This window comes from Candidatus Brachybacter algidus, from assembly GCF_016707225.1.
Lineage (GTDB): Bacteria > Bacteroidota > Bacteroidia > Chitinophagales > Saprospiraceae > Parvibacillus > Parvibacillus algidus.
On record NZ_JADJID010000001.1, the window covers coordinates 405961 to 432937 of the forward strand.

The window sequence follows — 26977 nt, forward strand, 5'->3', positions numbered from 1 at the left end:
CCATGGAAGAAACCACAAGGTTATTAATAGACAAAAGATTGGAAGTGTTCCAGGAGGGACAAATGTTATTGTTCGACAAACCTTTAAATTGGACTTCCTTTGACGTAGTCAATAGAGTAAGAATTGCGTTATGCAGATATTTCGATGTTAGGAAACTAAAAGTTGGGCATGCCGGTACGCTTGATCCACTTGCTACTGGTCTATTGATCATTTGTACAGGTAAATTCACAAAAAGGATTGATGACATTCAGGCTCAGGAAAAGATATATACTGGAACGATCAGAATAGGGGAGACCACTCCTACTTATGATCTTGAAAGTGAGCCGGATACGACTTATCCAATTGATCATATTAATGAAGAAATGATCGAAATTGTGAGGAAGCAATTTTTGGGACCTATCATGCAGCAACCCCCTATTTTCTCTGCAATAAAGAAAGATGGAAAGAGGTCTTATGACCTTGCAAGAAAAGGAATTGATGCCAAGTTAGAGCCAAGAGCAATTACTATTAATAGTTTGAGTTTTGACACTTCAAGTTTTCCCGATTTAGGATTTGAAGTAAATTGTTCAAAGGGGACTTACATACGATCTCTTGCTTATGATATTGGCTTAGCGCTTGGAAGTGGAGCCTATTTAAAATCGCTACACCGTGCAGGTATTGGTTCATATTCTAATGATGATGCCTGGGTATTGCAAGATTTTTTAGATGAGTTTAAGATTAGCCAAATGCCAAAGGATTTGTGAAAGACTTGTCGTCTGATGGCTCAAAGAAATCTGACGGCATTTAGAGCTCGCATATGGCTCAATGACCTTTAATGCATGTCACCAGCGCATTGGCCGCATTTCTAAAATTCTGACCAATAAAAAATTGAATTAAAAATGACCATATAAAGATTTCGGTTGTAGCTTCATTAGTAATTCCTTATCCTATTGTGAGAATAAGACTAAGTCATTATTTCAAGCTATTGTATCATCGAAGAGTTCTTTAGCTTTTATTATAACATAGTGTTAAAAAACACTAACCAAATTATCTATTGAGCTTCACCGATAAATGTCTAATCTTTCGAATCTTTAGGTATAACAGCATATTCAAACGCCTATCTTGCAAATATTATTCGGGTTAAACGAATTTATAATTCTTAATCCTGTATTTATCAATACATTATTGCTCAAGAATTTTTTTATGGAGTATATAAGTTTATGGATTTTGATTTAAGTTAAATTTTATTTTTAAAAACTCATCATATTATTTTAATAATAAGTTAATCTAACTTACCTTCGCATATAGTAATGTGTACAATTTACACATTATAGATTTTATTTTTGGGACAATAAATTTATAAAGCAAAAGTTTAACGTATGAAGCAATGTTTATTTACAATGCTTGCACTTTTTACCTTTTCTTTTCTACAAGGTCAAAGCACTGTCGAAGGTGCAGTTAAAGACAGTAAGGGAGAACCGGTAATCGGAGCAACAGTTTTATTGACAGGTACTAGTCAAGGTACAGTTACAGATTTTGAAGGGAACTACAAACTTGAAGGTTTGACAGGAACGACCGCTTCACTGACTGTTTCTTATGTTGGTTTCCTTTCTCAGGTATTGGTTGTCGACCTTACCGGAAGATCGGTTAATGCAAATTTTACCCTTCAGGAGGATACAAAAGTTCTTGATGAAGTAGTAGTGGTAGCATATGGAACACGGAGAAAGGAAGATCTGACTGGTTCAGTTACCTCAGTGACTACCAAAGACTTTCAAAAAGGAAATATCGTTTCTTCTGATCAGTTATTGGTCGGAAAAGTAGCCGGTCTTCAGGTCACAAGTGGCGGAGGAGCTGCAGGTGGTGGAAGCAAACTTCGAATCAGAAGTGGCGCTTCATTAAATGCCAACAATGATCCTCTTATAGTAATAGATGGCATCCCAGTAGATGGCAATCAGGTTGCAGGATCTGCCAATTTTCTGAATACTATCAATCCAAATGATATTGAATCTATTTCAGTTCTAAAAGATGCCTCAGCCACAGCCTTGTACGGCTCAAGAGCTTCCAATGGTGTGATAATCATCACAACTAAAAAAGGACAAAAAGGAAAGCTTCAATTCAATTTTAACACGCAGGTTTCTCTAGGTACAATTGCTAAAAAAGTGGATGTTTATACTGGAGACGAAATTCGAAAGATTGTTACTGACATTAATAGTCCTATTTACGTGCCTCTTTTAGGCACTGCTAATACTGACTGGCAAGATCAGATTTACCAAAATGCCTTCGGTAATGATAACAACTTAAGTGTAGGAGGAACTGTCGGTAATATTCCTTTCCGTGCATCAGTAGGTTATCTTAATCAGGATGGTATCTTAAAAACAAATAATTTTAAAAGATTATCAGGTAGTTTAAATCTTACACCTTCCTTCTTAGACGATCATTTGAAAGTAAACATAGCAGTGAGAGGCATGCAAACCAAAAACGTTTTCGCAGATGAGGGCGCTATCGGTTCAGCAGTATCGTTTGACCCAACTAAGCCTGTGTATGCAGAAAATAAATTCGGAGGTTATTATGAATGGCTTCAAAACGAAAATACAGCTTCTCCCCTCGCTACTCGTAATCCATTGGCATTATTGGAGTTGAGAGATAATAATTCTACGGTGAACCGTTTCATTGGAAATGTCCAGTTGGATTATAAATTACATTTCTTTCCTGACCTTCATGTACTTGTCAATGCAGGAATGGATAAAGCTGAAGGTAGCGGTAAAGATGTTTTTAGCCCGCTCATGGCTTCTAACTATCTGACAGGTGGTAGGTCTTCAGAATACAAACAAGGAAAGAGTAATACACTATTGGATGTTTCTTTATTTTACGAAAAATCAATAGGTAAAAACTTTACATTTGATTTATTAGGAGGACATAGCTATCAGGATTTTTATACTAATATCAATAATTATCCTTCTTATTCTGTGGCTGGAGATTCACTTATTTTAGGGACGACGCCTACATTTAAGACAGATAAACCACAATACAGATTGGAATCTTATTTCGGTAGGGTCAATCTCTCGTTTTTCAATAAATATTTGTTGACAGCATCCATCAGAAGTGATGCTTCTTCCAAATTCTCAAAAGAAAACAGAGTTGGATACTTCCCGGCTGTCGCTGCAGCTTGGAAACTACGTGAAGAATTCTTCAGCCAATCCAATGTAGTTTCAGACCTGAAACTTAGATTTGGGTACGGAATCACAGGACAGCAGGACATCGGATCGTATTATTCATATCTTCCAACTTATTCAGCAAGTCAAAGTACCGCTCAGTATCAGTTTGGTGATGCATACTACTCATTTTTACGTCCAGGAGCATATGATTCGAATATCAAATGGGAGACTACAGCTACTACTAACCTAGGTTTAGACTTTGGTTTCGCAGATAACAGAATCTCAGGTTCATTGGACTTCTTCCAGAAAAAAACCAAAGATCTGTTGAGCGTAGTTCCAGTTGCACCGGGTTCAAACTTTGACATTTCATTATTGACGAATGTCGGTAATATGGAGATCAAAGGTGTTGAATTTACTTTAAACACAACACCGGTATTACGTCAGGGGCTGATCTGGAATTTAGGATTTAACATTACATATAATGAATCCAAGATCACAAACTTACTTAGAAATCAAGATGCTTCTTTTGAAGGGATCAATGTTTCTAACATCAGTGGTGGTACAGGTAATACAGTAGGTAAATTTGAAGTTGGTTATTCTCCATATACATTCTTTGTATATAAACAAGTATATGATGCTGCTACAGGAGCGCCTATAGAAGGGCTTTATGAAGATAAAAACCGCGATGGTGTTTTAGATGATAAAGACAGATATTTATATACTAAACCTGCTCCGGATGTGTTATTGGGTGTAAGCACTCAGGTTATTTTAAACAGATTTTCTGTCGGACTAGCCGGTCATGCTTCTTTCAATAATTATGTTTATAATAATGTAGGATCAAATACTGGTACACTTAGGAATATCCAAAATCCTCTGAACTTTATCGGTAACGCTTCTACAGATTATAGCGAGACATCCTTTGCAAATAATCAGTTCCTTTCTGATTACTACATTCAGAATGCATCTTTCTTCAGATTGGATAATATTAACTTAGGTTATAACATTGGAAGTATTTTGAAAGATAAAGCATCTTTGAAAATCAATGCGAGCATTCAAAACGTATTTATTATTACAAAGTACAAAGGGCTTGATCCTGAACTATCAGATGATAGAGGAATAGATAACAATATTTACCCTCGACCTAGAGTGTATTCATTCGGCATCAACCTGGATTTTTAATTTTATAAACAACAAAAAATGCAAAAAATTAATTTAAAATATATTTTTTCAGGTTTGTTACTGAGTTTATTAATAGCATCATGTGCTAACAAACTCGACTTGGCTCCGGTCAATGATGTAACACCCGAAAAGGCTTATTCAACAGCTGCCGGATATAAATCTGTTCTAGCAAAGATATATGCTACTTTGTCTATTTCAGGTAATACCGGTCCTGCCGGATCTCCTGATATAGGAGGTGGTCTTGATGAAGGATCACAGGTTGGTTTTATCCGTAACTTTTTCAACCATCAGGAATTGCCTACAGATGAGGCCGTTGTGGCATGGAATGACCAAACGATTAAAGACTTTCACGATTTAAAAGTAACGTCAAGTGATGTTTTCGTCTTGGGCATGTATGCTCGACCGATTTATAACATTACATTGATCAATGAATACTTAAGAGAATCTACTGATGAAAAGGTTTCCGCTAGAGGAATTTCAGGTGCTGAGGCTGCTGATATTGCAAATTCAAGAGCTGAAGCTAGATTTCTTAGAGCATTCAACTATTGGGTGATGATGGATCTTTTTGGGAAGTCCTCCTTTATTACTGAGGAAGATCTTATTGGAACTAACCTTCCAAAAGAAATCAGTAGAGTTGATTTGTTCAATTATATTGAATCAGAACTGAAAGATATTGATAGCAAGTTAGCTCCTGCACATACTATTGAGTATGGTAGAGTAGATCAGGCAGCAGCATGGGCATTGCTCGCCAGAATGTATTTGAATGCAAAGGTATACACAGGAAATGCTAAATATACTGAGGCTATTACTTATAGCCAAAAAGTGATAGATGCAGGATATACCTTACAACCTGGCTATGCTAAATTATTCATGGCTGATAATGATAAACAAAGGAACGAATTTATCTTTGCTATTAATTGTGACGGTCTGAGAACTAAATCTTATGGAAACACTACTTTTCTTGTGCACGCTGCTTGTGGAGATGATGCTTCAGCTTATGGTGTTGGTTCCGGTTGGGGTGGTTACAGAGCTACTAAAGGCCTAGCTAACTTGTTTTCTGATCTATCCGGAGATAGTGATCAGAGAGCATTGTTCACTACATCGGCTTTTGGTACGTCAGAATCTCAGATTGCAATACCTGATATTGGTGATTTTAAAAATGGTCTTCATGTAGCGAAGTTTGTAAATGTTAGATCTGATGGAGGTGTTACTTCTGATCCTTCTAAAGAATTCGTAGATGCTGATTTTGCAGTATTCAGATTGTCTGAAATGTATCTGATATACGCGGAGTCTGTATTAAGAGGTGGCACAGGTGGAGATGCAGGAACTGCACTTCAATATGTCAATAATATCAGATCAAGAGCATATGGAGGCTCGAATGCCGGACAATGGTCATCAAGTGATATGACGCTTCAGTCATTACTTGATGAAAGAGGACGTGAATTATATTGGGAAGGACATAGGAGAACTGACCTGGTCAGATATGATCAATTGACTACCAGTACTTATTTATGGCCCTGGAAAGGAGGTGTTAGTTCAGGTACTGCGGTTGATAGTAAGTTTAATCTTTATCCTATACCAAGTAGCAACCTTTCTGCCAATAAGAATCTTACTCAAAATGCAGGTTATTAATTTTAATTAAAAAATTATCAAATGAAAAATATATTTAATTTTATCTGCCTTGCTTTATTTACAATGGGATTTCTATCCAGTTGTGAAAAAGATGAAGTGAAAGCAGAGTTTTTAGGGGGCACAGCTCCCGTACTCACCAGTTCTACTGATGCAGTAGATATGAGTTTTGCCAATGCCGACAATATTGGTATTAAATTGGATTGGACCAACCCTGATTTTAAATTTAATACAGGAAGGAGTTCACATAATGTGGTTTATAATCTGGAGATCGATACATTAGGAGCTAATTTTACAAATCCTTTTAAACAGACTATCGTATTTCCTGGAGACTTAGGTACAAAGATCAAGGTTTCTGATCTGAATAACTATATGTTGAACCAATTGCAACTTAGACCTGGTCAATCTCATACCCTCGAAATGCGAGTAGTGGCTTCTGTTAATAATGCTACTTTGACAAAATTAGCTTCTAATTCAGTTCAAGCGACAGCAACGCCATACAAAATACCGCCTAAAGTCAATCCTCCATCTACAGGTCAATTGTTTATAACAGGATCTGCAACGCCGGGTAACTGGCAAACTGCAGGAATGCCTGAGACGGTGCCTTTAAATCAGGAATTTACCAAAGTATCAGAGTTTGTCTTCGAATTGACAATGGATGTAGTAGCAGGAGGAAGCTATAAATTAATCGCAACCAGAGGTGATTGGGGTATTCAATATGGAATAGCTATCAAAAATGACCCTAATGCTGTAAATGGTGGTGATTTCAAAGAGAATGGAGAAGATGTACTTGGTCCGGCTACAGCAGGAACATACAAGTTTGTCTATGATTTCCAACGCGGTAAATACACAGTTACTAAAATTTAAACAATCAAATGAACATGAAAAAAATATATAATTTAATTTTCTTGACCGCTTGTCTTGGAATATTTTTTACCTCGTGTAAAAAATTTGATGACCTGGAGACATTCGGTGATGGTAAGGCAGTAGTCCTTACCAGTTCTTCTGCGGATGTGAAGCCACCTGCTTCAGATTCAGATAATGTAGTATTGACTTTGAATTGGACCAATCCAGGTTATGCTACTGCTGAGGCGAATTACAAATTCGTTATTGAGATTGCAGAGAAAGGTCAGGCATTTGCCAATGCAAGCCAAACCACTGTTGTTGGTGCATTTACACGTGCATTTACTGCTCGTGAATTGAATACAATTTTAGCAGGATTTGGTTACTTATATGATGAGACTCACGACATGGAAGTGCGTGTAGTTTCTTCCTATAAGAATAACAATGAGCGTTATTTCTCTAATGTAGCTGATGTAAAGATGACTGCCTATAAAGGCCCTGCGACTTCCATTGATGCTACTACCATGAACATCATTGGTGAGGCAGCACTTGGATGGGACACAGATGTTCCTTTGAATTTTATTGGAAACAAGAAATTTACCGGAGTTGTTGAGCTGAATTATGGTCAGGAGTTCAAATTAAGACGTGATGCAGGTTCTTGGGATATCAATTGGGGTATAGCTGATGGAGTTGCATTTGAATTAGGAGTACCAATGGCATTGAAACTTGGAGGAGCCAACTTCAAAACGTTAGATGGCACAGGTAGAGCAGCATATTTAATTGAAGTGGATATTAATAATAATACTATGACGGTTTATAATGTAGCTACTACAATGAATATCATCGGCGATGGCGCTCTTGGCTGGGATATGGATGTTCCGATGAATAATGATGGCAATGGTAATTTCTCATTGATCACCAATTTGATTGGAGATAAAGAGATCAAATTCAGAATGGTACCAGGTAGCTGGGACGTCAATTGGGGAATTGCAGAAGGTGAAACTTTTGAAGTTGGTAAAGCATTTCAAATAGCTTATAATGGAGGAAATCTAAAAATTCCTACTGATGGTAAGTATCGGGTGGAAATAAATCTTGGGGCTAATACAGCCAAAATTACTGAAAGTAAATTCCCTGAACAACTATACTTAGTTGGAGGAGGTGTTCCTGCAGGTTGGACGCCACCAAATTCTGCACCTTTTATGAAGTTAGCTGACGGAGTGTTTGAAATTTATACTCCTATTACCGCCAATGGTGAATTTAAGTTTCTTCAAGTCCAGGATTGGGCAGGAGACTGGGGTGATGATGGAAGCGGTGGAGTAATCCAAGAAGGTGAAAGTAATGCAAAAGTAACGGATGAAGGCTTCTACAGGATCAATGTGGATTTCACAACCGGAAAATGGACATCATTGAAAATGGACTGGGGAGTAATCGGAAGTGCCAGCCCGGGAGGTTGGGATGATGAAACTGCTATGTCGAAGTTAGGTAATTATTCATGGACATGGACAGGAGACCTTACAGCCGGTGAGATTAAATTCCGCGCTAATCATAACTGGGATTACAACTTCGGTGACAATGATACCAACGGCAGCCTTGAAGGAGGTGGTGCAAACATCCCTGTAGCAGAGGCAGGAAACTATACAATAGTTATGAATTTAGAACCTTTGGGTTACACATATACTGTGATAAAGAATTAATATTTGATTGTTAGTTAAATTATTAGCTAGGTTGTCGTAAGATAGCCTAGCTTTTTTATTTCTTGAAATAAGATTATATTGTTGCTGAAAAGAATACTTTATGAAAGTTTTTAGTGGAATAAATAGCTTTTACTAAAATAACTTTCAATCAAGTAATTCCTTGCTTTGCTTTAGAAAATGTACTATCTCTTAAAGAACTATTACTTTAATAAAGCTAATTCCAAAAAGATTATATATAAATCAAGTTAATTTCTTACTCTAATAAATACATACCAAAGATCGGTCAACTTCATTTTTTTCGGCAATTATTTTGTTGGAATTCTTGCTGTTATGTTGAGCATAGAAATGGCCTTCCAACTAGGTCTCCCATTAAATGAGACGGTATATTATATCGGTCTTTTTCTGGCACCTGTGATTTATTACACCTATGCCTATAAAAGTATCAACGATTCTACACCTATAGCCAATCAAAGGACTAGATGGTTTCGTGAAAATAAGAAACTCGTTCATTGGAGTCAAGTAGGAATGATTATATTATGTATCGGCATATTTTCTTTTCTAATTTTTAAGCATTTCAATGAAATCATTAGATTACCTCTCATTTACTATTCAATAGGCTTTGGTGTGCTCTTTGTTGGCATATTCTATTATGGACTGATTTCAAAGAAATTATTTGGATTTAATTTGAGAAATAGTGGTTGGACAAAAGCTTTTATTATTGGTTTTGTTTGGGCGTGCTGCGCTAATATATTCCCATTAATCATGTTGCGGATCGAAACTGGGCAAGATTATTTCCATACCGATCTGTGGGTTTGGCTATTTATTAAAAATTGGTTGTTTTGCACCGTGAATGCAATCATGTTTGATATCAAGGATTATCCAAGTGATTCAAACTTATACCTTAGAACTTTTGTCGTTTCATTCGGGCTTAGAAGAACAATCTATTTTATTATTGTGCCACTTCTTCTAGCTGGCCTGATTTCTTTTTGTTTTTTTTCCCTTATAAAACAGTTTTCTATCATCCAGTTTTCCTTTAATCTGATCCCATTTTTATTAACTCTTGCCATTGCATTTTCAATGTTGCGAAGGCATAGCATATTTTATTACTTGATTGTCATCGATGGAGTCATTCTAGTCAAAGCCCTATGTGGAATATTGGGGGTATTATTAACCAGATAACATATGAAAGCGAATTACGATAAGATTGCACCAATTTATGACATGCTAAGCAAACTGGTTTTCAATAGGTCTCAATTATTAGGGCAAATAGAACAATTGAAAAACCTTAGTGACAATCAGCATATACTCATATGCGGTGGTGGATCGGGAAAGATTTTGGATGAAATAAGTATTAGAATGCCAAGGGGAATTCAGATTCTATATTTAGACTCTTCTCAGAAAATGATCGAAATCGCCGAGACGCGCAATCGAGGAAGTAATATAATTGAATTTGTTTGTCAGGATATTCTAGATTTCGAAACTGATAAAAGTTTTGACATCATCATTACTTCATTTTTTTTCGACAATTTCCCTGAAAACAAGGCAATCTGCGTATTCACAAAATTGGACAATTTATTGGTAAACAATGGATTGTGGTTTCAAAATGACTTTACACTTTCATCAAATAAAGGGATTTGGTGGAAATCCATTATGTTAAAGATCATGTATTTATTTTTTAATTTGACAAGTAATCTTGGTAATTATAAGCTTGTAGAAATGGAGTCGGTTTTTGATGCACATTCATATGTATTGATAGAAAAAAACTTGTACTTTAAAAATTTTATTGTGAGTCTTACTTATCGTAAAGTTTTACAATGAAATATGAACCACTGAGATTTTGTGTTTAATTTAATTTTTCCACGATCCTATTTTCGAGATCCATTTTATCTTCATAAAATTTGAATTGATAAATTTATAAGGAGTTTTATCAGTAAATTCATCGTTTTATTCCACCATTCTATCGAAAAGGGGAATTATACCTATCTTCATTTTGTTTTTTGCTAAAATATTAATCAAAATCATATCAGAATGAAACGTTCAATTATTGTTATTATCGTTATTGCAGTTATTGCTTTGATCGCCTATTCTTCCTTAAAGGGAGGTTATAATAATATGGTGTCCAAAGATGAAGCTGTCAAATCTCAATGGTCCCAGGTAGAAAATGTTTACCAAAGAAGGTTAGACTTGATCCCAAATCTAGTGAATACTGTAAAAGGTGCAGCAGATTTCGAAAAAAGTACCTTTACGGCTGTTGCAGAGGCAAGGTCTAAGGTTTCACAGATCACAGTAGATCCAAATGACCTGACTCCTGAAAAGATAAAAGAATTTCAATCGGCTCAGGGAGAATTATCTCAAGCATTGGGTAGATTGATGATGGTCACTGAAAACTATCCTGAACTAAAAGCTAACGCCAATTTCCGCGATCTTCAGGTTCAACTGGAAGGCACTGAGAATAGGATCACACAGGAAAGAAGAAAATTCAATGAAGTAACTCAGGACTACAATACTTATGTAAGGAAGTTCCCTAATAACTTGATAGGAGGAATGTTTGGCTTTGGACAAAAAGGGTATTTTGCCGCTGAGGCTGGCGCAAACAAAGCTCCTGAGGTAAAATTCTAAATAAATTATTTGTGCCGGAAATATTTATTTCCGGCATAATTTAAATCACTGCTCATGGCAAACTTGTTTACTGCAGAAGAGGAAAAAATTATTGTAGATCGCATTGCTTATGTTGAAGCTAATTCTACCGGTGAAGTGCGTATTTATATCGAATCTACATGTCCTACGGAAGCCAAAGACCGAACATTAGATCTCTTTGTAAAGTATGGTGTTGATAAAACGGTTCAGCGCAATGGTGTACTTATTTATATAGCTTATGAGTCAAGAGTCTTTTATATATGGGGAGATGAAGGGATTCATGCAATGGCTGGTCAAAACTTATGGGAAGCAATAATTAAGGAAGTAAAAATGCACTTTGCCAAAGGTGAATATGTGTTGGGCCTTTGTCATGCAATTGATGAAATCGGCTTAAAATTAGCAACATTTTTTCCTCGTGGAGAATCGATATTAAACAATGAATTGCCAGACGACATTATTTATGGCAATCAAGATTAAATAAATGAGATTACTTAAATATATTTCAATTTGTCTATTTTTTGTTAGCTCTATTGTAGTAAATGCACAGAGTGATGCTGACCTTTTTCCGGTCCGTCCGGAACCGGCAGTTTATGTGAATGATTTTTCAAACTGGTTGACAAGCGCTGAAAATAATTTGTTGGAACAGCAGCTCAGAGCCATGAATGATACGACGTCGACTCAGATTATAGTCATCATCAAACCTGACATCGGCGACTTTGACAGATCGTCATATGCTATTGAAATTGGAAATAGATGGGGAGTAGGTCAGAAAGATAAAGATAATGGTATTGTCATGTTGATCGTGACAGCCGGGTCTCAAAGAGGCGTGTTTATCAGTACGGGTTATGGCCTTGAAGGTGCATTGACTGATGTCGTGTCTGCCAGAATTGCACGAGATGAAATGGTTCCTTACTTTAAAGAGGGGAGAAACTATGAAGGTATTTCAAGAGGAATAGATGCAGTAAGTGCCGCTGTCCATGGTGAGTATGATGCAGATTCTAGTGGTGAAGGTGGCCCTATCAATCCTTGGCTTGTCATCATAGGTATTTTCATAATAATTATAATTCTTATGACCATATTTGGTAAAGGAAATAATGGAAGGATGCTTACCGGAGATGGTACTTCATCCGGTGGTGGCTTTTGGGGTGGTGGTTTCGGTGGAGGATTTGGTGGAGGTGGTTTTGGCGGTGGTAGTTCATCAGGAGGTGGAGGCTTTGGTGGTGGAAGTTTCGGGGGCGGTAGCTTTGGCGGCGGCGGCGGCGGTGCGAGCTGGTAATTTATAGAATGAATAATGAGTGATGAATAATGAATAATGAGAACAAGCAGAACTTCTAGGTCTTAAATAACGCCTATTTTTAAAGTATTTACTTCGAATAATAACTACTACCCGGTGACTTCCCCTCGTGCTGAGAGGTGCCGGTAGGGAAATAATGAGAGCAGGCGGTACTTCCAGGTCTTAAATGCAGGCGATTATTTATTTGATAATTGATGACTGTTCAAAGTTGAAGATTGAGTCTCTCTACTTCCTTTCTTCAAAATAATATGATTATATTAAATACGTCAAAATATATGAACAACTACCCGGTGACTTCCCCTCGTGCTGATGCTTGCCCGCGTGAATAGGCGGGGGTGCCGGCAGGCGGGGTGAGATTCACATCCCCATAAAATAAATAAACAACCTCTACAAGTGCTGAACAACAATAGCCTCGGGTGAAACCCGGGGATGCAGTAGTCTCTCAATCACCCCTGAATTGGATTGAACTATTTACCTAAAAAACTAATTTGTTTTTAAATCCAAGTGACTTTAGCTGGTGATAGCATATTTCTTTGATTTGCGCGCATTTTATAATTAGCATTGAATTGTAGATTAATAGCTGTCATTTATCAATATATAATGACTTTTTAATACAAATGAAGTTTACTTTAAATATGCTGTTAAAGTAAAACTTCATTGATTTAATTATTTTGTATTTGAATCGACATATCTAGATTAAAAATTTGGCAACAATGGAACTACTCTTCTGATATAGGATTCTCTAGTCTCTAGTCTCTAGTCTCTAGTCTCTAGTCTCTAGTCTCTAGTCTCTAGTCTCTAGTCTCTGACTTCTGACTACTGACCTCTGATTTCTGATTTTATTCGTACTTTTGCACTCAAAATTATATAGGTTTGGAAGAGACGGATTTGAGGATAAATATTGAGAAAAGTCAATGGCTTAAGGCATTTGAGACCATGTGCACAGCTAAAGGGCTAACTGAATTGTACGAAGAACAATTCAAGACTGTCTCTAAATATGTGCACGCTACCTCAAGGGGTCATGAAGCCATACAGATAGCTTGTGGTATGCAATTACTCCCCAACGATTATGTATTTCCTTACTATCGCGATGACGCAATGATGCTTTCTATGGGAGCAACACCGCTTCAGATGATGTTGCAATTAATGGCTAAACGTGATGACCCATTTTCCGGAGGAAGAGCTTATTATTGTCATCCAAGTTTGAAGGATGACGACAAACCAAAGATCCCTCATCAGTCCTCTGCCACTGGTATGCAGGCCATTCCTGCCACTGGTGCCGCAATGGGTATGTGGTATAAAGAAAAACAAGGCATTTATCAAGGTGATATTCCACCTTTGACCGTTTGTTCTCTCGGTGATGCGTCTGTGACGGAAGGGGAGGTTTCGGAGGCTTTCCAAATGGCTGCACTAAAGCAACTTCCTATACTTTTCCTTGTTCAGGATAATGAATGGGATATCTCAGCATACAAAGATGAAGTCCGCACCTGGAATGCAGCGGAATATGTTCAAGGTATAAAAGGATTGGAATCAATTTCTATCGATGGCACTGACTTTGAAAGCTGTTACAACACACTTAGAGATGTAATTTCCAAAATTCGGACTGAGCGCAGACCTTTCTTGGTTCATGCCACCGTTCCATTGCTCAATCATCATACCTCAGGTGTCCGCAAAGAATGGTATCGGGATGACTTGGATGTGCAGGCTTTGAGAGATCCATATCCTAAATTGGTTAAGGCTATACTTGAAAATGGCGTGATGAGTCAGAAAGAATTGTCTGACTTGGAAGAAAGCATAAAAGCTAACTTATTTGTGTCATTTGAAAAAGCTAAAAATGCTGAAGACCCTCGTCCCGAAGACCTTTATACCCATGCATATGCACCTACAGATATTAATGAGGTGCGGGGAGAGCGCTTAGGAACAAATGAAGAACTCAAAAATATGGTGGACTGTGGCATCTTTGCCATCAGGGAATTAATGGAGAGCCATGATGAATGTGTCTTATATGGACAGGATGTGGGAGGAAGATTGGGCGGGGTGTTTCGTGAGGCAGCTACTTTGGCGCAGCAATTCGGCGATCATCGGGTATTTAATACGCCCATTCAGGAAGCATTTATCGTGGGAAGTACTGTCGGAATGTCAGCAGTTGGTCTCAAACCAATTGTTGAGGTGCAATTTGCAGATTATATTTGGCCGGGGTTAAACCAATTATTCACTGAAGTTAGCAGGTCATGTTATCTTACTAATGGCAAATGGCCGGTCAGTATGGTCCTTAGAGTTCCGATAGGTGCTTATGGAAGTGGAGGACCTTATCACTCTAGTAGTGTCGAAACAATTGTTGCAAATATCAGAGGATTAAAAGTGGTATACCCAAGCAATGCCGCCGACTTTAAGGGACTTATGAAAGCTGCTTATTACGATCCTAATCCGGTGGTGATCTTTGAACATAAAGGATTATATTGGGCGAAAGTAGCTGGAACTGAAAATGCAAAATCTATCGAGCCGGATGAGCATTATCTCATTCCGATTGGACAAGCGTCTGTCCTCTTGCCATTAATTGATGCTGTATCGGATCAGCCAAAATTGACCATTGTTTCTTATGGCATGGGCGTTCATTGGGCATGGAATGCTGCAAAGGAATTCGAAGGTCAGATCGAAATTATTGATCTTCGATCTCTGATACCGCTGGATACTGAGACAATATATGAGTCGGTTAAGAAAACGAATAGATGCCTAGTCATCACAGAAGAATCTGTTGATGGTTCTTTTGCTCAAAGCATTGCGGCACGTGTTCAGGAAAACTGTTTCAAATATCTTGAGGCTCCAGTTATGACTATTGGTTCAGAAAATATGCCGGCAATTCCATTGAATGAAACGTTGGAGAATACGATGTTGTTGTCTTCTGATAAAGTTAAGAAGGTAATTGAGGAAATTTTACAGTTCTAATCTGAATTATCTTCTTAAATCCGCGCCGCATCAATACATAAATATCCACCTTCCAAATAAGGTCTAATTTCCTTTTTTCTATTAACGAGATAAGCTTTTCCTTCTTTTGTAATCTTATTGTGGACAGTCGAAAAAACTTTACTCAGTCTATCACGCTGATCTATTGTACACAAAAGACTTGTGTCTTTGGGCAAGCAAGATATTGTAGCAATAGAATTGAGCAAATGTCGAAATATTTGGGGTTCTCTGTCTCGAATCAAAATTGAATGTAGTTGGATGGTTTTTAGTCTCGATCCCGAAGGAGGCAAATAAGGAAAATAGAAAAAACGGGCTAGTAGAAAATTATAAAATGGCCTAATATATTTCAAACGACTTGAATAAGATTTTACAACAGTTTGCTTGATATCAGACATATCCCAGGTGCCACAAATGCCATAAAGTGTGTCCTCTTTAAAAGCCAAATAATAATCGGACAACTTCAGCCCTTCATAATATGGATCCTCACCAATATTACCAAAATCATAAAACGGATGAAAATCATTTTTTCCAACCTGTGACTGCAGTTGCATCATTTGGTGAATATCCTCTTTGGTTGCTTGTCTGACTTTGATTACAGCATTATTAAGCTCCTTTGTCTTCTTCCACCTGAATATGTAGGTATTCAATGTTGCTATTTCATGATAAAAGGGGATAGAACTGCCATCAAACTTTGATCTTCTGTTGATCATATCTATCATTCTGTAATTATCAGAAAAAACTATTGTGAGAGCAGGCATATTGTCCAGATCTGTACAAACTTCATTTACAAATTTTATGATCCTCAGTAAAATTGTTCCTTTTTGATAATTAGGGTGAATCCTCAGATCACAAAAATATGGTACATAGACCACCAGTCCATCTACAATCGATCTTCTTTCACCCACATTAAATACACCAACGACTTGCTCATTGTCCACGCATAGAAATACTTTTGGAACTTCTGTTTGAATTAATGCACCTTTGAAATAGTTGTCTTCCCGCTCAAGACTCAGCACCAGATCTCCCGAAACAGGAATAGCAAATAATGCCTTAATGCCAGCTTCATATGCTTCATGATATGGCAGAATTTTAATCATTTATATCCATTTCTTTAAAAATACATCTAAAAACCCAAATGGAAATAGGATGGGTAACTTCACATCTCCATCCTTAATTTCTTTTTGTTTTTTGTAATAATTTGATAATTCAATTGTCAATCCAGGGCGAAAATATTTTGTAATTAGTGGTTTCAATTGTCCTGTATTTCTACTTTGTTGATAGTATGGATTTTGCAATAAAAATTCTTCCACAATTGATCTAATTTCTTCAACAAATTTTTCAGATGCTGCTTCGACAATTAATTCATATTGAATTTGGTGATCTGCTTTTACAGGATGGAGAAAGAGCCCTGAAACTTCAAATAATTTGTCAGAAATCAATTTATTAAGAAATGGGTATAAATGAATCGCCGATATTTTTTCACCCGTCATGTCCGTAATTTCTGAGGACTTGCCTATGAAATTCAGATATGGCAATTGTTGTTCATTTGCTGTTACACTTACCACATCACCGGTCACATATCTATATAAACCCCCTCCCGTTGTAAGGATCACCTCATAGGATCTCCCCTTAATTAATTCATGACAACAAAATATTTGGCGTGTTTCGACTTCCCTGAATTCATAAAAGTGAGATGTATAACACAATATATTCCCATCATTAAATGGAGTAGTTACAACGCCTTCTGTGGACAAAAGCCCCTTTGCTTGTATTTGGATTCCTTTTGCATATTTTTTTAATTCAGGTATCCAAAGAGCCGACTGAGCCTCGGTCCAGCAGCTGATTAAAATTAGATTCGGAAATAATTCTTTCCACTGAAGTGAAGTCCCTAGGGTAGAAAGGTATGTTTTTCTTTTTCCGATAAATAGTTGTTATTAAATAAAACTTCGCGATTTTTTAATATAAAATTATGCAGCTGAAGAAAATAGTTTGGACTCCAAACAGATATAAAACTGAGGCTTTCATCAGCTAATAAACGGGAGCATAATTCCATATAAAATTCCTCCGATGATGATGCTCTTATATTCTGGGCCGGAACAGACAATACCATTGACATCAATTTTGCCATCCATGGATTTAAATATTCGGTGTCAGATTCTATCCCGATGCGCAACCCACCCGAGGTAATTCCATTCGATTTCAATGGTGGAGAAATGGACCAATAAGCTTTTCCAGAGAATGCTTCAGGATTTAAACGGTGACTTTCTGTCATCCAAACTGCCAAGGCTTTTTGAAATTCGGATCTTAATGAACTTGTATATGGGATGAATTTGCTGGCTGCTGAAGTGCCCGAGGTGGTTTCCATAAACAAAACCTTTTCCTTTGTAAGAATATTGTTTTCGCCAAGTTTAATCCTGTCAATATAAGAATCAAGCATTGAGTAATCCTCAATTATGGGTACTTTTTCACAAAATTGCTCATAAGAATCTATCCATCGAAAATCGTGATCAATACCAAAAGCAGAATTGGTATTTTGACCAATATATTTCATCAATAATTCTTGTTGAATGTGGGATGCGTTTGAAATATTTTGAATAAAGTATTTATGGTCATTTCGCTGGCTACTGAGCCATAATTTATTTACGATTCGGGCAAAATTTATCATGCTAGTTCAAGTGGGTGTTCCATTCCTTTAAGAATATATTCTCTTGCGGTGCGGATGAGATTGTCCGGATGTAAATGAGCGATGCAGACTAGCTCATCTCCTTTATGAAACTCAGGATTGCGTTCAAGAAAAAATCGAACAAATGGGCTGTTCCTTTTCTTGAAAGTTGCATCTGCCAGCTCTGTATTTAATGCACTATGATAATTGTCAAAGCGGATGATGCCCAAGTCTTTTTTCCAGCTATCTCCATAAAGCTTTGTGGAAGTGATATCGGCTATTTCCGCAAGGCAATCATGATTTTCAGCAGGCAGTGGAGAAGGATAATAATGCTTAAAAAACAAGGGCAGATACATAAAAGTCCTATGACCTTTTGATAACAGATACCAGTACCAGTTTTTGTTATTATCTGAGGCTATCAAACGGCCTATCGTATGGCACCAACCCTTCATTAATATTTGAGTACCCCAATGTTGCGGGTCGATAATAGTATCCCCTGAAAAGATAATGTGATGATCATTTCCTCCGGTTCCAGCAGGATCTACTGCATAAGTTGTGAATCCTTGAATACGATCAGACACATCTTTTATTAAGCCGATTAATTGTTTTTTGTCCAGGTCCTCTTGAAATATTTTGGGTGTAACCTCACTGTAATTGGAAGTCATCAATTCATACATCCGATGAGTTTCGTCTTCTTTTAGGTCCTCTTTTTGCACCAGAATATAATATAAATGGTCGTCTTTTATGATCATACTCTCAATTTAAATCTTTTTCCCAATTCATAACATCCTTTTTTAGTTTCTTGTCTATAAAATGATGCGCCAAATCAAAAAGTGGACGAAACATCTTATGTTCATTCATAGCGCGAAACTGGTATTCGAGCAAATCCTCTCTGTACGAAGGGACGTAATGACTAATATTGGTATAAAATACGGAACCGTCCAAGGATATTTTTTCATTGCATAGTTGTTCATTAAGATACCTTACGTGACCGCCCACTTCGCTGCAGCTCATAGTATTATGTTTCCAATATGGTGCAAATGTAAATGGATTTTTCATGGTATGCAGGCCAAACTTCTGCCTGTTTTCAACATTGAGGACAGGCACATCTTCCACTCTCACGCTGAACGTAGCCAGAAAATGAAAATCTGGTTTGGCTTTTTTCATAAATTCATATGTTTCTCTGATTGTCTCGGCTGTTTCTCCCGGAAAGCCAACGATCAATGAAACTAGACTAGTAATATTGTGTTTCCTACACATTTGAATGGCAATCAGATTCTTATCCACTGTACATTGTTTATTCATCGCATCGAGTAGTTCCTGATTACCTGATTCCAAACCTATCTGAAGATGATTCACTCCCGCTTTTTTCATCAATGCTACAACGTCGTCTTCCAACAGATCATCTGCCCTGGCATAACAAGCCCATTTGATGTTGATATTTTTTTCAATTAATAATTCACAAAACTTGATCAGCCGTTTTTTGGGCATCGTAAATAAAGAATCTAAGCAGATGATGGATTTCACACCGTGATCTGAATAATACTGCCAGTCATCTGCCATTTTCTCCGCACTTTTTACCCTGAATTTATTATCATCAAAGAGGTATGGATAGTTGCAAAAGCTGCACCGGTATGGACAACCTCTTACACTTTCATAGTAAATCTCAGTAAAGCTTTTGTTGTGATATTTTTCAGCAACCCGCCAGTCAGGTGTAGGTAAGTTGTCAAGATTTCTGTCAAGAGGTGAACCGCTGAATAAAAAAATGGTATGATCGTTTTTTAATAATTTCCCTTGGGGTGGGCTGGTCAGTTGCTCATAACCGTTGTACATCCAATCTACAAGATGGGGAACTAAAAATTCACCATATCCTATAGCTAAAATATCTACCATCGGATCCCCTGGCCAGCATTTATATAAACTTCCTGTCAATGCTCCTCCCAGAACGATTTTAACATTGTGCTTTTTGATCCTGGTAAGCAAGGGCATGGCTTCGGAAAGATCATGTAATAAAGTACTTGAGGCAAATACAACGTCACAAGATGAAAGAATGAAGTCGGCTTTTTTAGTGTGGCTAAACAGATCATCATATGTCAATATCTCAAATGGCACATTCAATTTTGACAATTCGTCAGCGAGAACCACTTCTGTAAGTTCCGGTAGATTTTCATTACCTGAGCTAAGGAAATATTCCTTTACTTTTTCGGATTTTTTAGTCATTCGTGACAGTAAGATCGGCTCTGCGCTCAGTAATTTTATCTTTAGCTCCAGCCATCTGTGATTTCCTTGACTAAGTTGAGATATTTGTTTTCTAATGGCATTCCATGCCGAACTTTCATGCACATTAAGTAATCCACCGGTGATGATGCAAATTTTCTTTTTCATAATTATTATTTATACCCAGAATTCAATTTCTTTGGTGATTGGCCCGGGGATTCTATCTCCTTTCTCAGCTGCTTTTCTCAAAGATTCGATATACAAATGCATCGTATCACATTGGGTAGATCTGTAATCTGACTGGCCAAGCTGTCTGATGTTCTCTCCGTGGAGTTTCATGATCCAGACATCCTGGTTGATCACCTTCCTCGTGTATGCATTCAAGCCTAGTCGGGCAATGGGTGTCAACCAACCAAATTTATAAGTGATGAGTGTATAAACGATCGTCGAAAATGGTTTGACCGGCGAACAAGTGCTTGTAATGATAAAACCTCTTTCTTCTTCTCCAAATATATAGTCTACTCTGGTGTTATTGGGCATGTAGAAATTGTCCGTATGTTTCATTGGGAGTTTTTTTGGATTGACGAGACGACCGTTGAAACCTATGGAATCATTGGATTGATCATAAGTCACCAAAACACTGTCGGCTGTGCGCTCCACTGTGGCTCCGATCCTGATTTGTTTTCGATCACGAAACCATCCTTTGTGTACATATATCGTGTGCGGTACATCCATAAAATTTTCAACCAGGTCAGTGACATTATTCTCAAAATGGGTTACCATATAATAACTGTGCCATTTTTCCTGTATCATCATAGGCATAGGGAATGGTTCTTTGTCGGGTGCTGTATCCCTTCCCATCCATATCCAAACCAAGCCGTGAGCTTCTCTTGTGGGAAAATATTCTACTTTTTTCTGAGGAATTCTTTCAGTATGCGGTCCTTCTGAAGGTATCTGAACACATTGTCCACTGCCATCATAAGTCCATCCGTGGTATGGACACACGACACAATCATGCACTATTTTACCTTCACTCAAGGGGGCATTCCTATGGTTGCATTTATCCAATAATGCAACGACACTTCCATCTGATTTTCTCCAGCAGACCAAAGGGATCTCGAATAATTCGACTTTAAGGGTTTTTTCTTTCTGAAATGAAGAGGCGAGTCCGGCAGCATACCAGCTATTCACTAGTTCTCCGGAAGTTTGGTACATATTCATAACTGAAGTTTCATTAAGCAAATTAGTTTTTTTTATTATAAATTTGAATCTTAAACTAAATGTTAGATGTTAGATTGTAAAATTTAGATGGCCCTTAGCAATAAAAAGAAAATTTGTCCTAATCAAAGGAAAATTATGAATCAGTCAACTAAGTACCATCTGCAATTTAACATCATCCTTCTACCATTTTATTGTATCTTCAAAATCATGTATTCATAATTTAATTCCTGTGTCTTTGAATGATTGAAAAATGAGTTTGTGTGCCGGAATAGATTTTGCTACTCTCACCCAATCTGTCCAGAATATTGTATTTTCTTCTGTATCGGCTACTTGATTCAGGTAGTAGAAAGGTACCCATGGAAATTGATGATGAAGCCCGTGTCTTGAGCTGAAATAAAAAAGATATTTTTCAATAAAGAATGGATACCTGACACTTCTTGTATAAAGTGGTTGTTCAATAAATTTTACCGGTTTAATCTGGTCCGTATTTATATCGTTATAATCTAGGTGTGTATGCTGACTTAAAAGCATCGGATCTGAAATAGAAACAAATATAAAAAATGCCAGAAGCCAGATCTTCAAAAATAGAAAACCTAATACTATTGCTGCAGTTAAATAAACTATTACAATAAAACTTATACTAAATACATTGTTGATTTTCTGATTGGCTTTAGGGTAAAGTTTGTTTAATTTATTTAAGCTATAGAAAGTCTGAATAGTATAATTAATCGCAAATATGGGTATCCAGAATTTCCAACAAAAGTTAATTATGGATATTTGATGTGGTTTTAATTCTTCAAATGTAATATCTGGTATGGTAGGGTCAAATTCACGCCATCCCGTCCATTTGTGATGAGATTGATGGATATAATCCCATGGAAAAAATGGAATGAGACAAAATAAAGAGGCAACATGCCCAATGATGGCATTCACTTTTTCATTGGGGAATAGACTCTGATGAGCGAGTTCATGCATCAGAAAAAACCATTGTAACATATTAATTGACAGCAATATTTGTCCACTAATCCAAATCACTATATTATCTGAGAAAGAAAGATAAATTGAAATGGTGGAAAAAGTCAATTGCCAAAGAATGATGCCTATGGATTTGGTGATTGTGAATCTATATTTTTTAGCTTGCATAATTTTAGCAGTTTTATCATAAATAGCATTTAACTCATTATTCATCACTAATTCAATCTTGATTTACTAAATACTACATATCTCAGTGCACTCCAGAAGCCCTGGTGATTAAGTTCTTTTTTAATTTCATTTCTAATTTTGTCAAAAACTTCAGGGAATTTACTCCAATGAAGCTTTGGATATAGATGATGTACCGTATGATAACCTACATTGAAATAAAGTAAATTAAATAGACTTCCTGTGATATTTCGTGAAGAATTCATCTCATTACCGGTTTCGCATTCAAAATGTTGAAGGAAATTAAATGAGGTGAGCACACCCTGTAACATTATAAAAGGTAAAATAACAGTCAATATGCAAGCTATGGGGTCCGCAAAACATAATATTATGTAAATGGACAGAATAATATACATTTCCAATCTCATATATCTTACCAATGGATGATTAACATGCTTTCTCACCCAGTCTGATTTACCCTTGAAAAATGCAAATGGTGTAAAAATGGTATATGCAATAAAAGAATATAATAAACGGCCTTTTCCAGATTGGGAAGTTTGCCCCCAATCTAATTCATTGTTATTGTGGGAATGATGGTTAATGACGTGAATGATTTTGACTGATGATGTTGAAGTTCCTGTTAATAAATTCAATATCTGATCGAAAATAATGTTTGTGATCTTCATTCTGAATACAGAAATGTGGATATGATTATGTTTAATAGAAACTGCTATCATATTTAGAAAAAGTAAAAAAGGCAATGTAATATATATTGGCAAAATTGAACAGTTAATAAAAAACCACACTCTTAATAAAAGAATTATCAAAATTGCACCTAAACTGAAAATATCTTTAGAGTAATTCATAATTTATCTTTGGTTGATCTCTAAATACTTTTCTAATTTAGGAATAGTAATTACTTCTTCTTTCCCATTGTGCCATCTGATCTTTAAAACGACATCACTTAATTTGTTCTTTCCATCTCCCATTCCAAACAATAATCTGGTATCACCCATTGCAGAAAATCCATTTACTAGTCTAACCTCTTTGTATTGGGTCACTTTCTTCCCGTTTGCCATATAAGTTAACCAAACCTTTGTTCCTACAGCATCTTTATTCGTACTAACTCCATTGCCATTGAGTTTGACACCGATCCAGGATTTATTTTTAACTTCATTTTTATAGAAAAATGGAGCGCCAAATTGATTTGTCATGAGAATATCCAGATCTCCATCATTGTCAAAATCCGCCAATATCACACCCCTTGTGTTGGCTTTGTGATCAAAATGTAAAGCTTCAGCTGCGTCCACGAAATTTTTACCTCCAATATTAAGAGAAATACGGTCAGGCTCATTGGCGTAAATATAACAGCCTCTGATGTCAGCCCATTTGTCTGCATAACTGTGGATCTCAGGTCCTGTTCTTGCGATTTGAGCTTGATAATACCAGAAATTCTGTGCTTTGTCCCATTTTTTGTCCCAAATATCATCGACCATTCCGTTGGCCTGAACTACGTCCGTCCATCCATTTAAATCCAAATCGCCCATGGCTGCACCCCAGCCAAAACGATTGGTATTCAAAAGATTATATCTTTGGGCTCGTTCTTTAAAGTCAACAACTTTAGCACCATCACCTGTTTCATTCATCCACAACAAACTCCCTTCTGCCTGCATTTCATGATGGACATTGCTGATGTAAATATCTTCTTTGCCATTGCCATCCAAATCTCCCGCCGAAGCATTCATGCCTTTATAGGTATCCAATCCAATATCACCAAAAAAAGTGCCTTGTTGTCGAACCAAAGATTTTCCATGTTCATTGAGATACCAATCGTCTTTTCCAAAATCATTTGCTATGAAAATATCCGTATAACCATCGTTATTCATATCTAATGTTGCTACTGCAAGGCTCCATCGTGTCTCCTTAAGACCGGAGATCGATTCATCCACGACTTTAAAAGCAGAGGAATCAGCCGTATTTAGCAGCAAATAATTTTTTCCTCCATTATTGGCATTGTGCCAACTCTCATGCATGAAATGAAACATGCGACGATCTCCGTCAAATTCGGGATCTGGCAAGTTGAAAATATTAAGCGGTTGCTTTCTGTCCTTATATTCAGGTAGATATTGATGCAGGGTATTCGTCAGGATCATGTCGAGACGGCCATCATTATTGTAATCAAAGCTGTTGGCTGCCAGGCAGATTGTGTTTTGTTCCTTTAGAAATGGCACAATAACCTCCTTGAAAGATAGTTTTTTGTCAGGAATGATCCTGTTTTCGAACAAATGTGACTTGCCAAATCCGAATCCTATAAAAAGATCTTTGTCGCCATCATTATCATAATCCAGAAAATATGCGAATCCGGGAACACCATGTGCTTTGAAATCAGTCAGGTATCGTTCCAGATCAGGTATGACGACTTTTTCGAAAGCCAAATCACCTTTGTTTAAATATAATTTGCCCCTGCTATCGATTGATTTAAGAGGCTGAGTCATAAAGAGATCAGGCAGCCCATCCATATTGACATCGGCAACTGCAGCCGCATCTCCAACAGATAATATCCACTTAGCAATATGCTGGATGGCCGGATCAGTAGCTTCAAGCACCTGCCCATTTATCCCAGTCAACCCACTGTGCTGCTCAGAAACCGGGACCAAACGCATATCAAGTTCTTGTGATGATAAGGCACTGTGATTGTTATGCCTGAAACTCCAAAATACTGGAATTGCAAAGAGGAAAAGGATCAAATATTTTTTTAAATTTGGTTGTATAATTTCAAATGCACCGTTTTTCCATTGTTCATAATAAATCTTAGAATGAAAATATATGAACCTGACTGTCGCCACGGTCATGCCCGCGAAGAAGAAGGTGTATAAGCTAAACTTCATATGAAAAAGAAAGTCAAGTAAGGCAATGGAAGTGCCTACGATGATTTGTTGAGATTTGGTTGGAGGACTTGTAGCCGGGTCTGTGATCATAAAAAAAGTGAACAGATAAAAAGCAGGAGAAGTCAAAGCACCTACGAATAAGGTTTCAAAAGGAATGATGTGTTGCATGATATAAGCACGCACGGCGGTTTGCAACAAAAAAACTGTTAGGAAAGAAATTATTAGCCAACCTCTATTAATCTTAAAAACAAAAAGTAGAAATGCTCCTGTCATCATGAAATAAAGCATGAACCAGGCGCTTTGGGCACTGCCATACCACTGATAACTTGGTGAAAGAGTGATGTATTCATTGCCTAAGACAATACAGAAAACTATGGCAAACAAGGACGGATTGAAAAAGTGTTTGCCGCGAAGAGTAAATATATATTTGGAAGTGATGCATACGAAAAGTGGTAAAAAAAGATTGTAAATGTCAAATGACCAGTTTAAAATAATGGCCATGGAGCAGCATGATATCATCGCTGAAAGTGGAAATATCTTTTGCTTCCTGATAAGAAGATTCAACACAAGATCAAGCAGTGCTCCTCCGCCTATCAGTAATAAAATATGAAGTGGCTTTCTACTGAAGCCCAGCATTGTCATGCCGAGAATGAGATAGAAAAATAGCAGCATAAAAATTCTCCAACGCATGTCTGACAATGGTGGGGGCCGGAATGATCCTATGAGGTTTTTAGTAAACATAACTTCCATAATTGGTGAAAATTAAATATAAAATTAATCCAAAGAAAATAAAAAAGAAGATATTCAGTCTACTTGTTATCCAGTTAATTTTTCTAAAGGCCGGATCATCGTCAGAGGCAAACCAAATACCATTCTCACCCATAGTCCGCAATCCAACGATCTTGTAAAACATCCACGCATAGACAGAGTCTGTCGCCAAAATGCATAGGATAAGGACTGTGTATAAGAATGCGACTCTATCCCATACAATCCATTCAAAAATATTACCCGACATAAAGTGAAATAGCATCGAAATTATCACTAGAAATGAAACGATATTCATAGCAATGCCCATCGGTGGTCGCCATTTTTTGAAAAAGTACATGATTACAAATTGAAGGATGAACCTAAGTAAAAAAAAGCCACATGCTGCAACCAATACAGGCGTGAGGAGTGTTCCAAAGCAAAGTAAAAGAACGAATGCAGAAAAGAAATAATATTGAAATAGCGCAAAAAATAGCCAAATTGTTTTAGCCTTAGAGATGGCGCCTCCTATGGATTTGTTTCGCCTTTGTTTGTTATAAAAATTAAAGCCGAGACCTATGAATAATAAAATACATAAAATTAGGGTGACAAGCATCTATTTTGATTTTATGATGAGTCAGTTGATTTGGTGATCTTAGACAAAACTACTTTATTATTCCGGATTGTGATCATAAAATTTTACTTACTGCAGTTTCCGCGTTAAAAATAAA

At 37.0% G+C, this 26977-nt stretch carries 21 protein-coding genes; 11 read left to right on the top strand and 10 right to left on the bottom strand.

The window, feature by feature from the left end; genetic code table 11:
* Positions 1 to 2 precede the first annotated feature (2 nt).
* The 11 genes from truB (at position 3) to IPI15_RS01725 (ending at position 15356) form a co-directional block, all read left to right on the top strand.
* Positions 3 to 743: a tRNA pseudouridine(55) synthase TruB gene (gene truB, locus IPI15_RS01675; RefSeq protein ID WP_287402805.1), complete on the top strand. Its 741-nt coding sequence runs from the start codon at positions 3 to 5 to the stop codon at positions 741 to 743.
* 615 nt (positions 744 to 1358) lie between these two features.
* Positions 1359 to 4313 (top strand): SusC/RagA family TonB-linked outer membrane protein, encoded by a 2955-nt coding sequence (locus IPI15_RS01680; protein WP_287418973.1) that lies wholly within the window; start codon positions 1359 to 1361, stop codon positions 4311 to 4313.
* Positions 4314 to 4331: 18 nt separating this feature from the next.
* On the top strand, positions 4332 to 5945 hold the full coding sequence (locus IPI15_RS01685) for a RagB/SusD family nutrient uptake outer membrane protein (protein WP_287418974.1): 1614 nt from the start codon (positions 4332 to 4334) through the stop codon (positions 5943 to 5945).
* 21 nt (positions 5946 to 5966) lie between these two features.
* Positions 5967 to 6809 carry a SusE domain-containing protein gene (locus IPI15_RS01690; protein ID WP_287418976.1) on the top strand — a complete coding sequence of 281 codons (843 nt, stop codon included), beginning with the start codon at positions 5967 to 5969 and terminating at the stop codon, positions 6807 to 6809.
* A 14-nt stretch (positions 6810 to 6823) separates the two neighbouring features.
* Positions 6824 to 8479 carry a SusE domain-containing protein gene (locus IPI15_RS01695; protein ID WP_287418977.1) on the top strand — a complete coding sequence of 552 codons (1656 nt, stop codon included), beginning with the start codon at positions 6824 to 6826 and terminating at the stop codon, positions 8477 to 8479.
* Positions 8480 to 8809: 330 nt separating this feature from the next.
* On the top strand, positions 8810 to 9658 hold the full coding sequence (locus tag IPI15_RS01700; protein WP_287418979.1) for a UbiA prenyltransferase family protein: 849 nt from the start codon (positions 8810 to 8812) through the stop codon (positions 9656 to 9658).
* A 3-nt stretch (positions 9659 to 9661) separates the two neighbouring features.
* Positions 9662 to 10297 (top strand): methyltransferase domain-containing protein, encoded by a 636-nt coding sequence (locus IPI15_RS01705; RefSeq protein WP_287402815.1) that lies wholly within the window; start codon positions 9662 to 9664, stop codon positions 10295 to 10297.
* A 210-nt stretch (positions 10298 to 10507) separates the two neighbouring features.
* Positions 10508 to 11098, top strand: a complete 591-nt coding sequence (locus IPI15_RS01710) for a LemA family protein (protein ID WP_287402817.1) — start codon at positions 10508 to 10510, stop codon at positions 11096 to 11098.
* A gap of 54 nt (positions 11099 to 11152) precedes the next feature.
* Positions 11153 to 11593, top strand: a complete 441-nt coding sequence (locus IPI15_RS01715; RefSeq protein WP_287402819.1) for a TPM domain-containing protein — start codon at positions 11153 to 11155, stop codon at positions 11591 to 11593.
* Positions 11594 to 11597: 4 nt separating this feature from the next.
* Positions 11598 to 12392 (top strand): TPM domain-containing protein, encoded by a 795-nt coding sequence (locus IPI15_RS01720; protein WP_287402821.1) that lies wholly within the window; start codon positions 11598 to 11600, stop codon positions 12390 to 12392.
* 954 nt (positions 12393 to 13346) lie between these two features.
* Complete coding sequence (locus tag IPI15_RS01725) at positions 13347 to 15356, top strand: alpha-ketoacid dehydrogenase subunit alpha/beta (protein ID WP_353738760.1); 2010 nt, start codon at positions 13347 to 13349, stop codon at positions 15354 to 15356.
* Between the two features lie 14 nt (positions 15357 to 15370).
* Here the strand turns inward: IPI15_RS01725 and IPI15_RS01730 are convergent, their stop codons facing one another.
* The 10 genes from IPI15_RS01730 to IPI15_RS01775 all read right to left on the bottom strand — a co-directional run bounded on the left by IPI15_RS01730 (position 15371) and on the right by IPI15_RS01775 (position 26862).
* Complete coding sequence (locus IPI15_RS01730; RefSeq protein ID WP_287418980.1) at positions 15371 to 16471, bottom strand: hypothetical protein; 1101 nt, start codon at positions 16469 to 16471, stop codon at positions 15371 to 15373.
* Positions 16472 to 17128: a GH3 domain-containing protein gene (locus IPI15_RS01735; RefSeq protein WP_502711639.1), complete on the bottom strand. Its 657-nt coding sequence runs from the start codon at positions 17126 to 17128 to the stop codon at positions 16472 to 16474. It abuts the gene before it with no gap.
* Between the two features lie 134 nt (positions 17129 to 17262).
* Complete coding sequence (locus tag IPI15_RS01740; RefSeq protein WP_287418981.1) at positions 17263 to 18039, bottom strand: GH3 family acyl-acid amido synthetase; 777 nt, start codon at positions 18037 to 18039, stop codon at positions 17263 to 17265.
* Entirely contained in the window at positions 18036 to 18788 is a 753-nt protein-coding gene (locus tag IPI15_RS01745; protein ID WP_287402829.1) for a hypothetical protein, read from the bottom strand. The genes IPI15_RS01740 and IPI15_RS01745 overlap by 4 nt, the downstream gene beginning before the upstream one ends.
* 4 nt (positions 18789 to 18792) lie before the next feature.
* Positions 18793 to 20421, bottom strand: a complete 1629-nt coding sequence (locus IPI15_RS01750; protein WP_287418983.1) for a B12-binding domain-containing radical SAM protein — start codon at positions 20419 to 20421, stop codon at positions 18793 to 18795.
* 9 nt (positions 20422 to 20430) lie between these two features.
* Positions 20431 to 21495: an aromatic ring-hydroxylating dioxygenase subunit alpha gene (locus IPI15_RS01755; protein ID WP_287418985.1), complete on the bottom strand. Its 1065-nt coding sequence runs from the start codon at positions 21493 to 21495 to the stop codon at positions 20431 to 20433.
* Positions 21496 to 21687: 192 nt separating this feature from the next.
* A complete protein-coding gene (locus IPI15_RS01760; protein ID WP_287402835.1) occupies positions 21688 to 22662 on the bottom strand; it encodes a fatty acid desaturase family protein in 975 nt (324 codons plus the stop codon).
* A 2-nt stretch (positions 22663 to 22664) separates the two neighbouring features.
* Entirely contained in the window at positions 22665 to 23393 is a 729-nt protein-coding gene (locus IPI15_RS01765) for a fatty acid desaturase family protein (RefSeq protein ID WP_287402836.1), read from the bottom strand.
* Positions 23394 to 23483: 90 nt separating this feature from the next.
* Positions 23484 to 26252: an FG-GAP-like repeat-containing protein gene (locus tag IPI15_RS01770; protein ID WP_287418986.1), complete on the bottom strand. Its 2769-nt coding sequence runs from the start codon at positions 26250 to 26252 to the stop codon at positions 23484 to 23486.
* Positions 26233 to 26862, bottom strand: a complete 630-nt coding sequence (locus IPI15_RS01775) for a hypothetical protein (RefSeq protein ID WP_287418988.1) — start codon at positions 26860 to 26862, stop codon at positions 26233 to 26235. The genes IPI15_RS01770 and IPI15_RS01775 overlap by 20 nt, the downstream gene beginning before the upstream one ends.
* Positions 26863 to 26977 lie beyond the last annotated feature (115 nt).

What these genes read in the sequence shown, in the direction of transcription:
- truB (WP_287402805.1), top strand. Translation starts at nt 3, where the DNA reads ATGGAAGAAACCACAAGGTTATTAATAGACAAAAGATTGGAAGTGTTC.
- IPI15_RS01705 (WP_287402815.1), top strand. Translation starts at nt 9,662, where the DNA reads ATGAAAGCGAATTACGATAAGATTGCACCAATTTATGACATGCTAAGC.
- IPI15_RS01730 (WP_287418980.1), bottom strand. Translation starts at nt 16,471, where the DNA reads ATGATTAAAATTCTGCCATATCATGAAGCATATGAAGCTGGCATTAAG.
- IPI15_RS01700 (WP_287418979.1), top strand. Translation starts at nt 8,810, where the DNA reads ATGTTGAGCATAGAAATGGCCTTCCAACTAGGTCTCCCATTAAATGAG.
- IPI15_RS01745 (WP_287402829.1), bottom strand. Translation starts at nt 18,788, where the DNA reads ATGATCATAAAAGACGACCATTTATATTATATTCTGGTGCAAAAAGAG.
- IPI15_RS01720 (WP_287402821.1), top strand. Translation starts at nt 11,598, where the DNA reads ATGAGATTACTTAAATATATTTCAATTTGTCTATTTTTTGTTAGCTCT.
- IPI15_RS01770 (WP_287418986.1), bottom strand. Translation starts at nt 26,252, where the DNA reads ATGGAAGTTATGTTTACTAAAAACCTCATAGGATCATTCCGGCCCCCA.
- IPI15_RS01750 (WP_287418983.1), bottom strand. Translation starts at nt 20,421, where the DNA reads ATGAAAAAGAAAATTTGCATCATCACCGGTGGATTACTTAATGTGCAT.
- IPI15_RS01760 (WP_287402835.1), bottom strand. Translation starts at nt 22,662, where the DNA reads ATGAATAATGAGTTAAATGCTATTTATGATAAAACTGCTAAAATTATG.
- IPI15_RS01710 (WP_287402817.1), top strand. Translation starts at nt 10,508, where the DNA reads ATGAAACGTTCAATTATTGTTATTATCGTTATTGCAGTTATTGCTTTG.
- IPI15_RS01725 (WP_353738760.1), top strand. Translation starts at nt 13,347, where the DNA reads ATGTGCACAGCTAAAGGGCTAACTGAATTGTACGAAGAACAATTCAAG.
- IPI15_RS01695 (WP_287418977.1), top strand. Translation starts at nt 6,824, where the DNA reads ATGAAAAAAATATATAATTTAATTTTCTTGACCGCTTGTCTTGGAATA.
- IPI15_RS01715 (WP_287402819.1), top strand. Translation starts at nt 11,153, where the DNA reads ATGGCAAACTTGTTTACTGCAGAAGAGGAAAAAATTATTGTAGATCGC.
- IPI15_RS01775 (WP_287418988.1), bottom strand. Translation starts at nt 26,862, where the DNA reads ATGCTTGTCACCCTAATTTTATGTATTTTATTATTCATAGGTCTCGGC.
- IPI15_RS01685 (WP_287418974.1), top strand. Translation starts at nt 4,332, where the DNA reads ATGCAAAAAATTAATTTAAAATATATTTTTTCAGGTTTGTTACTGAGT.
- IPI15_RS01740 (WP_287418981.1), bottom strand. Translation starts at nt 18,039, where the DNA reads ATGATAAATTTTGCCCGAATCGTAAATAAATTATGGCTCAGTAGCCAG.
- IPI15_RS01690 (WP_287418976.1), top strand. Translation starts at nt 5,967, where the DNA reads ATGAAAAATATATTTAATTTTATCTGCCTTGCTTTATTTACAATGGGA.
- IPI15_RS01680 (WP_287418973.1), top strand. Translation starts at nt 1,359, where the DNA reads ATGAAGCAATGTTTATTTACAATGCTTGCACTTTTTACCTTTTCTTTT.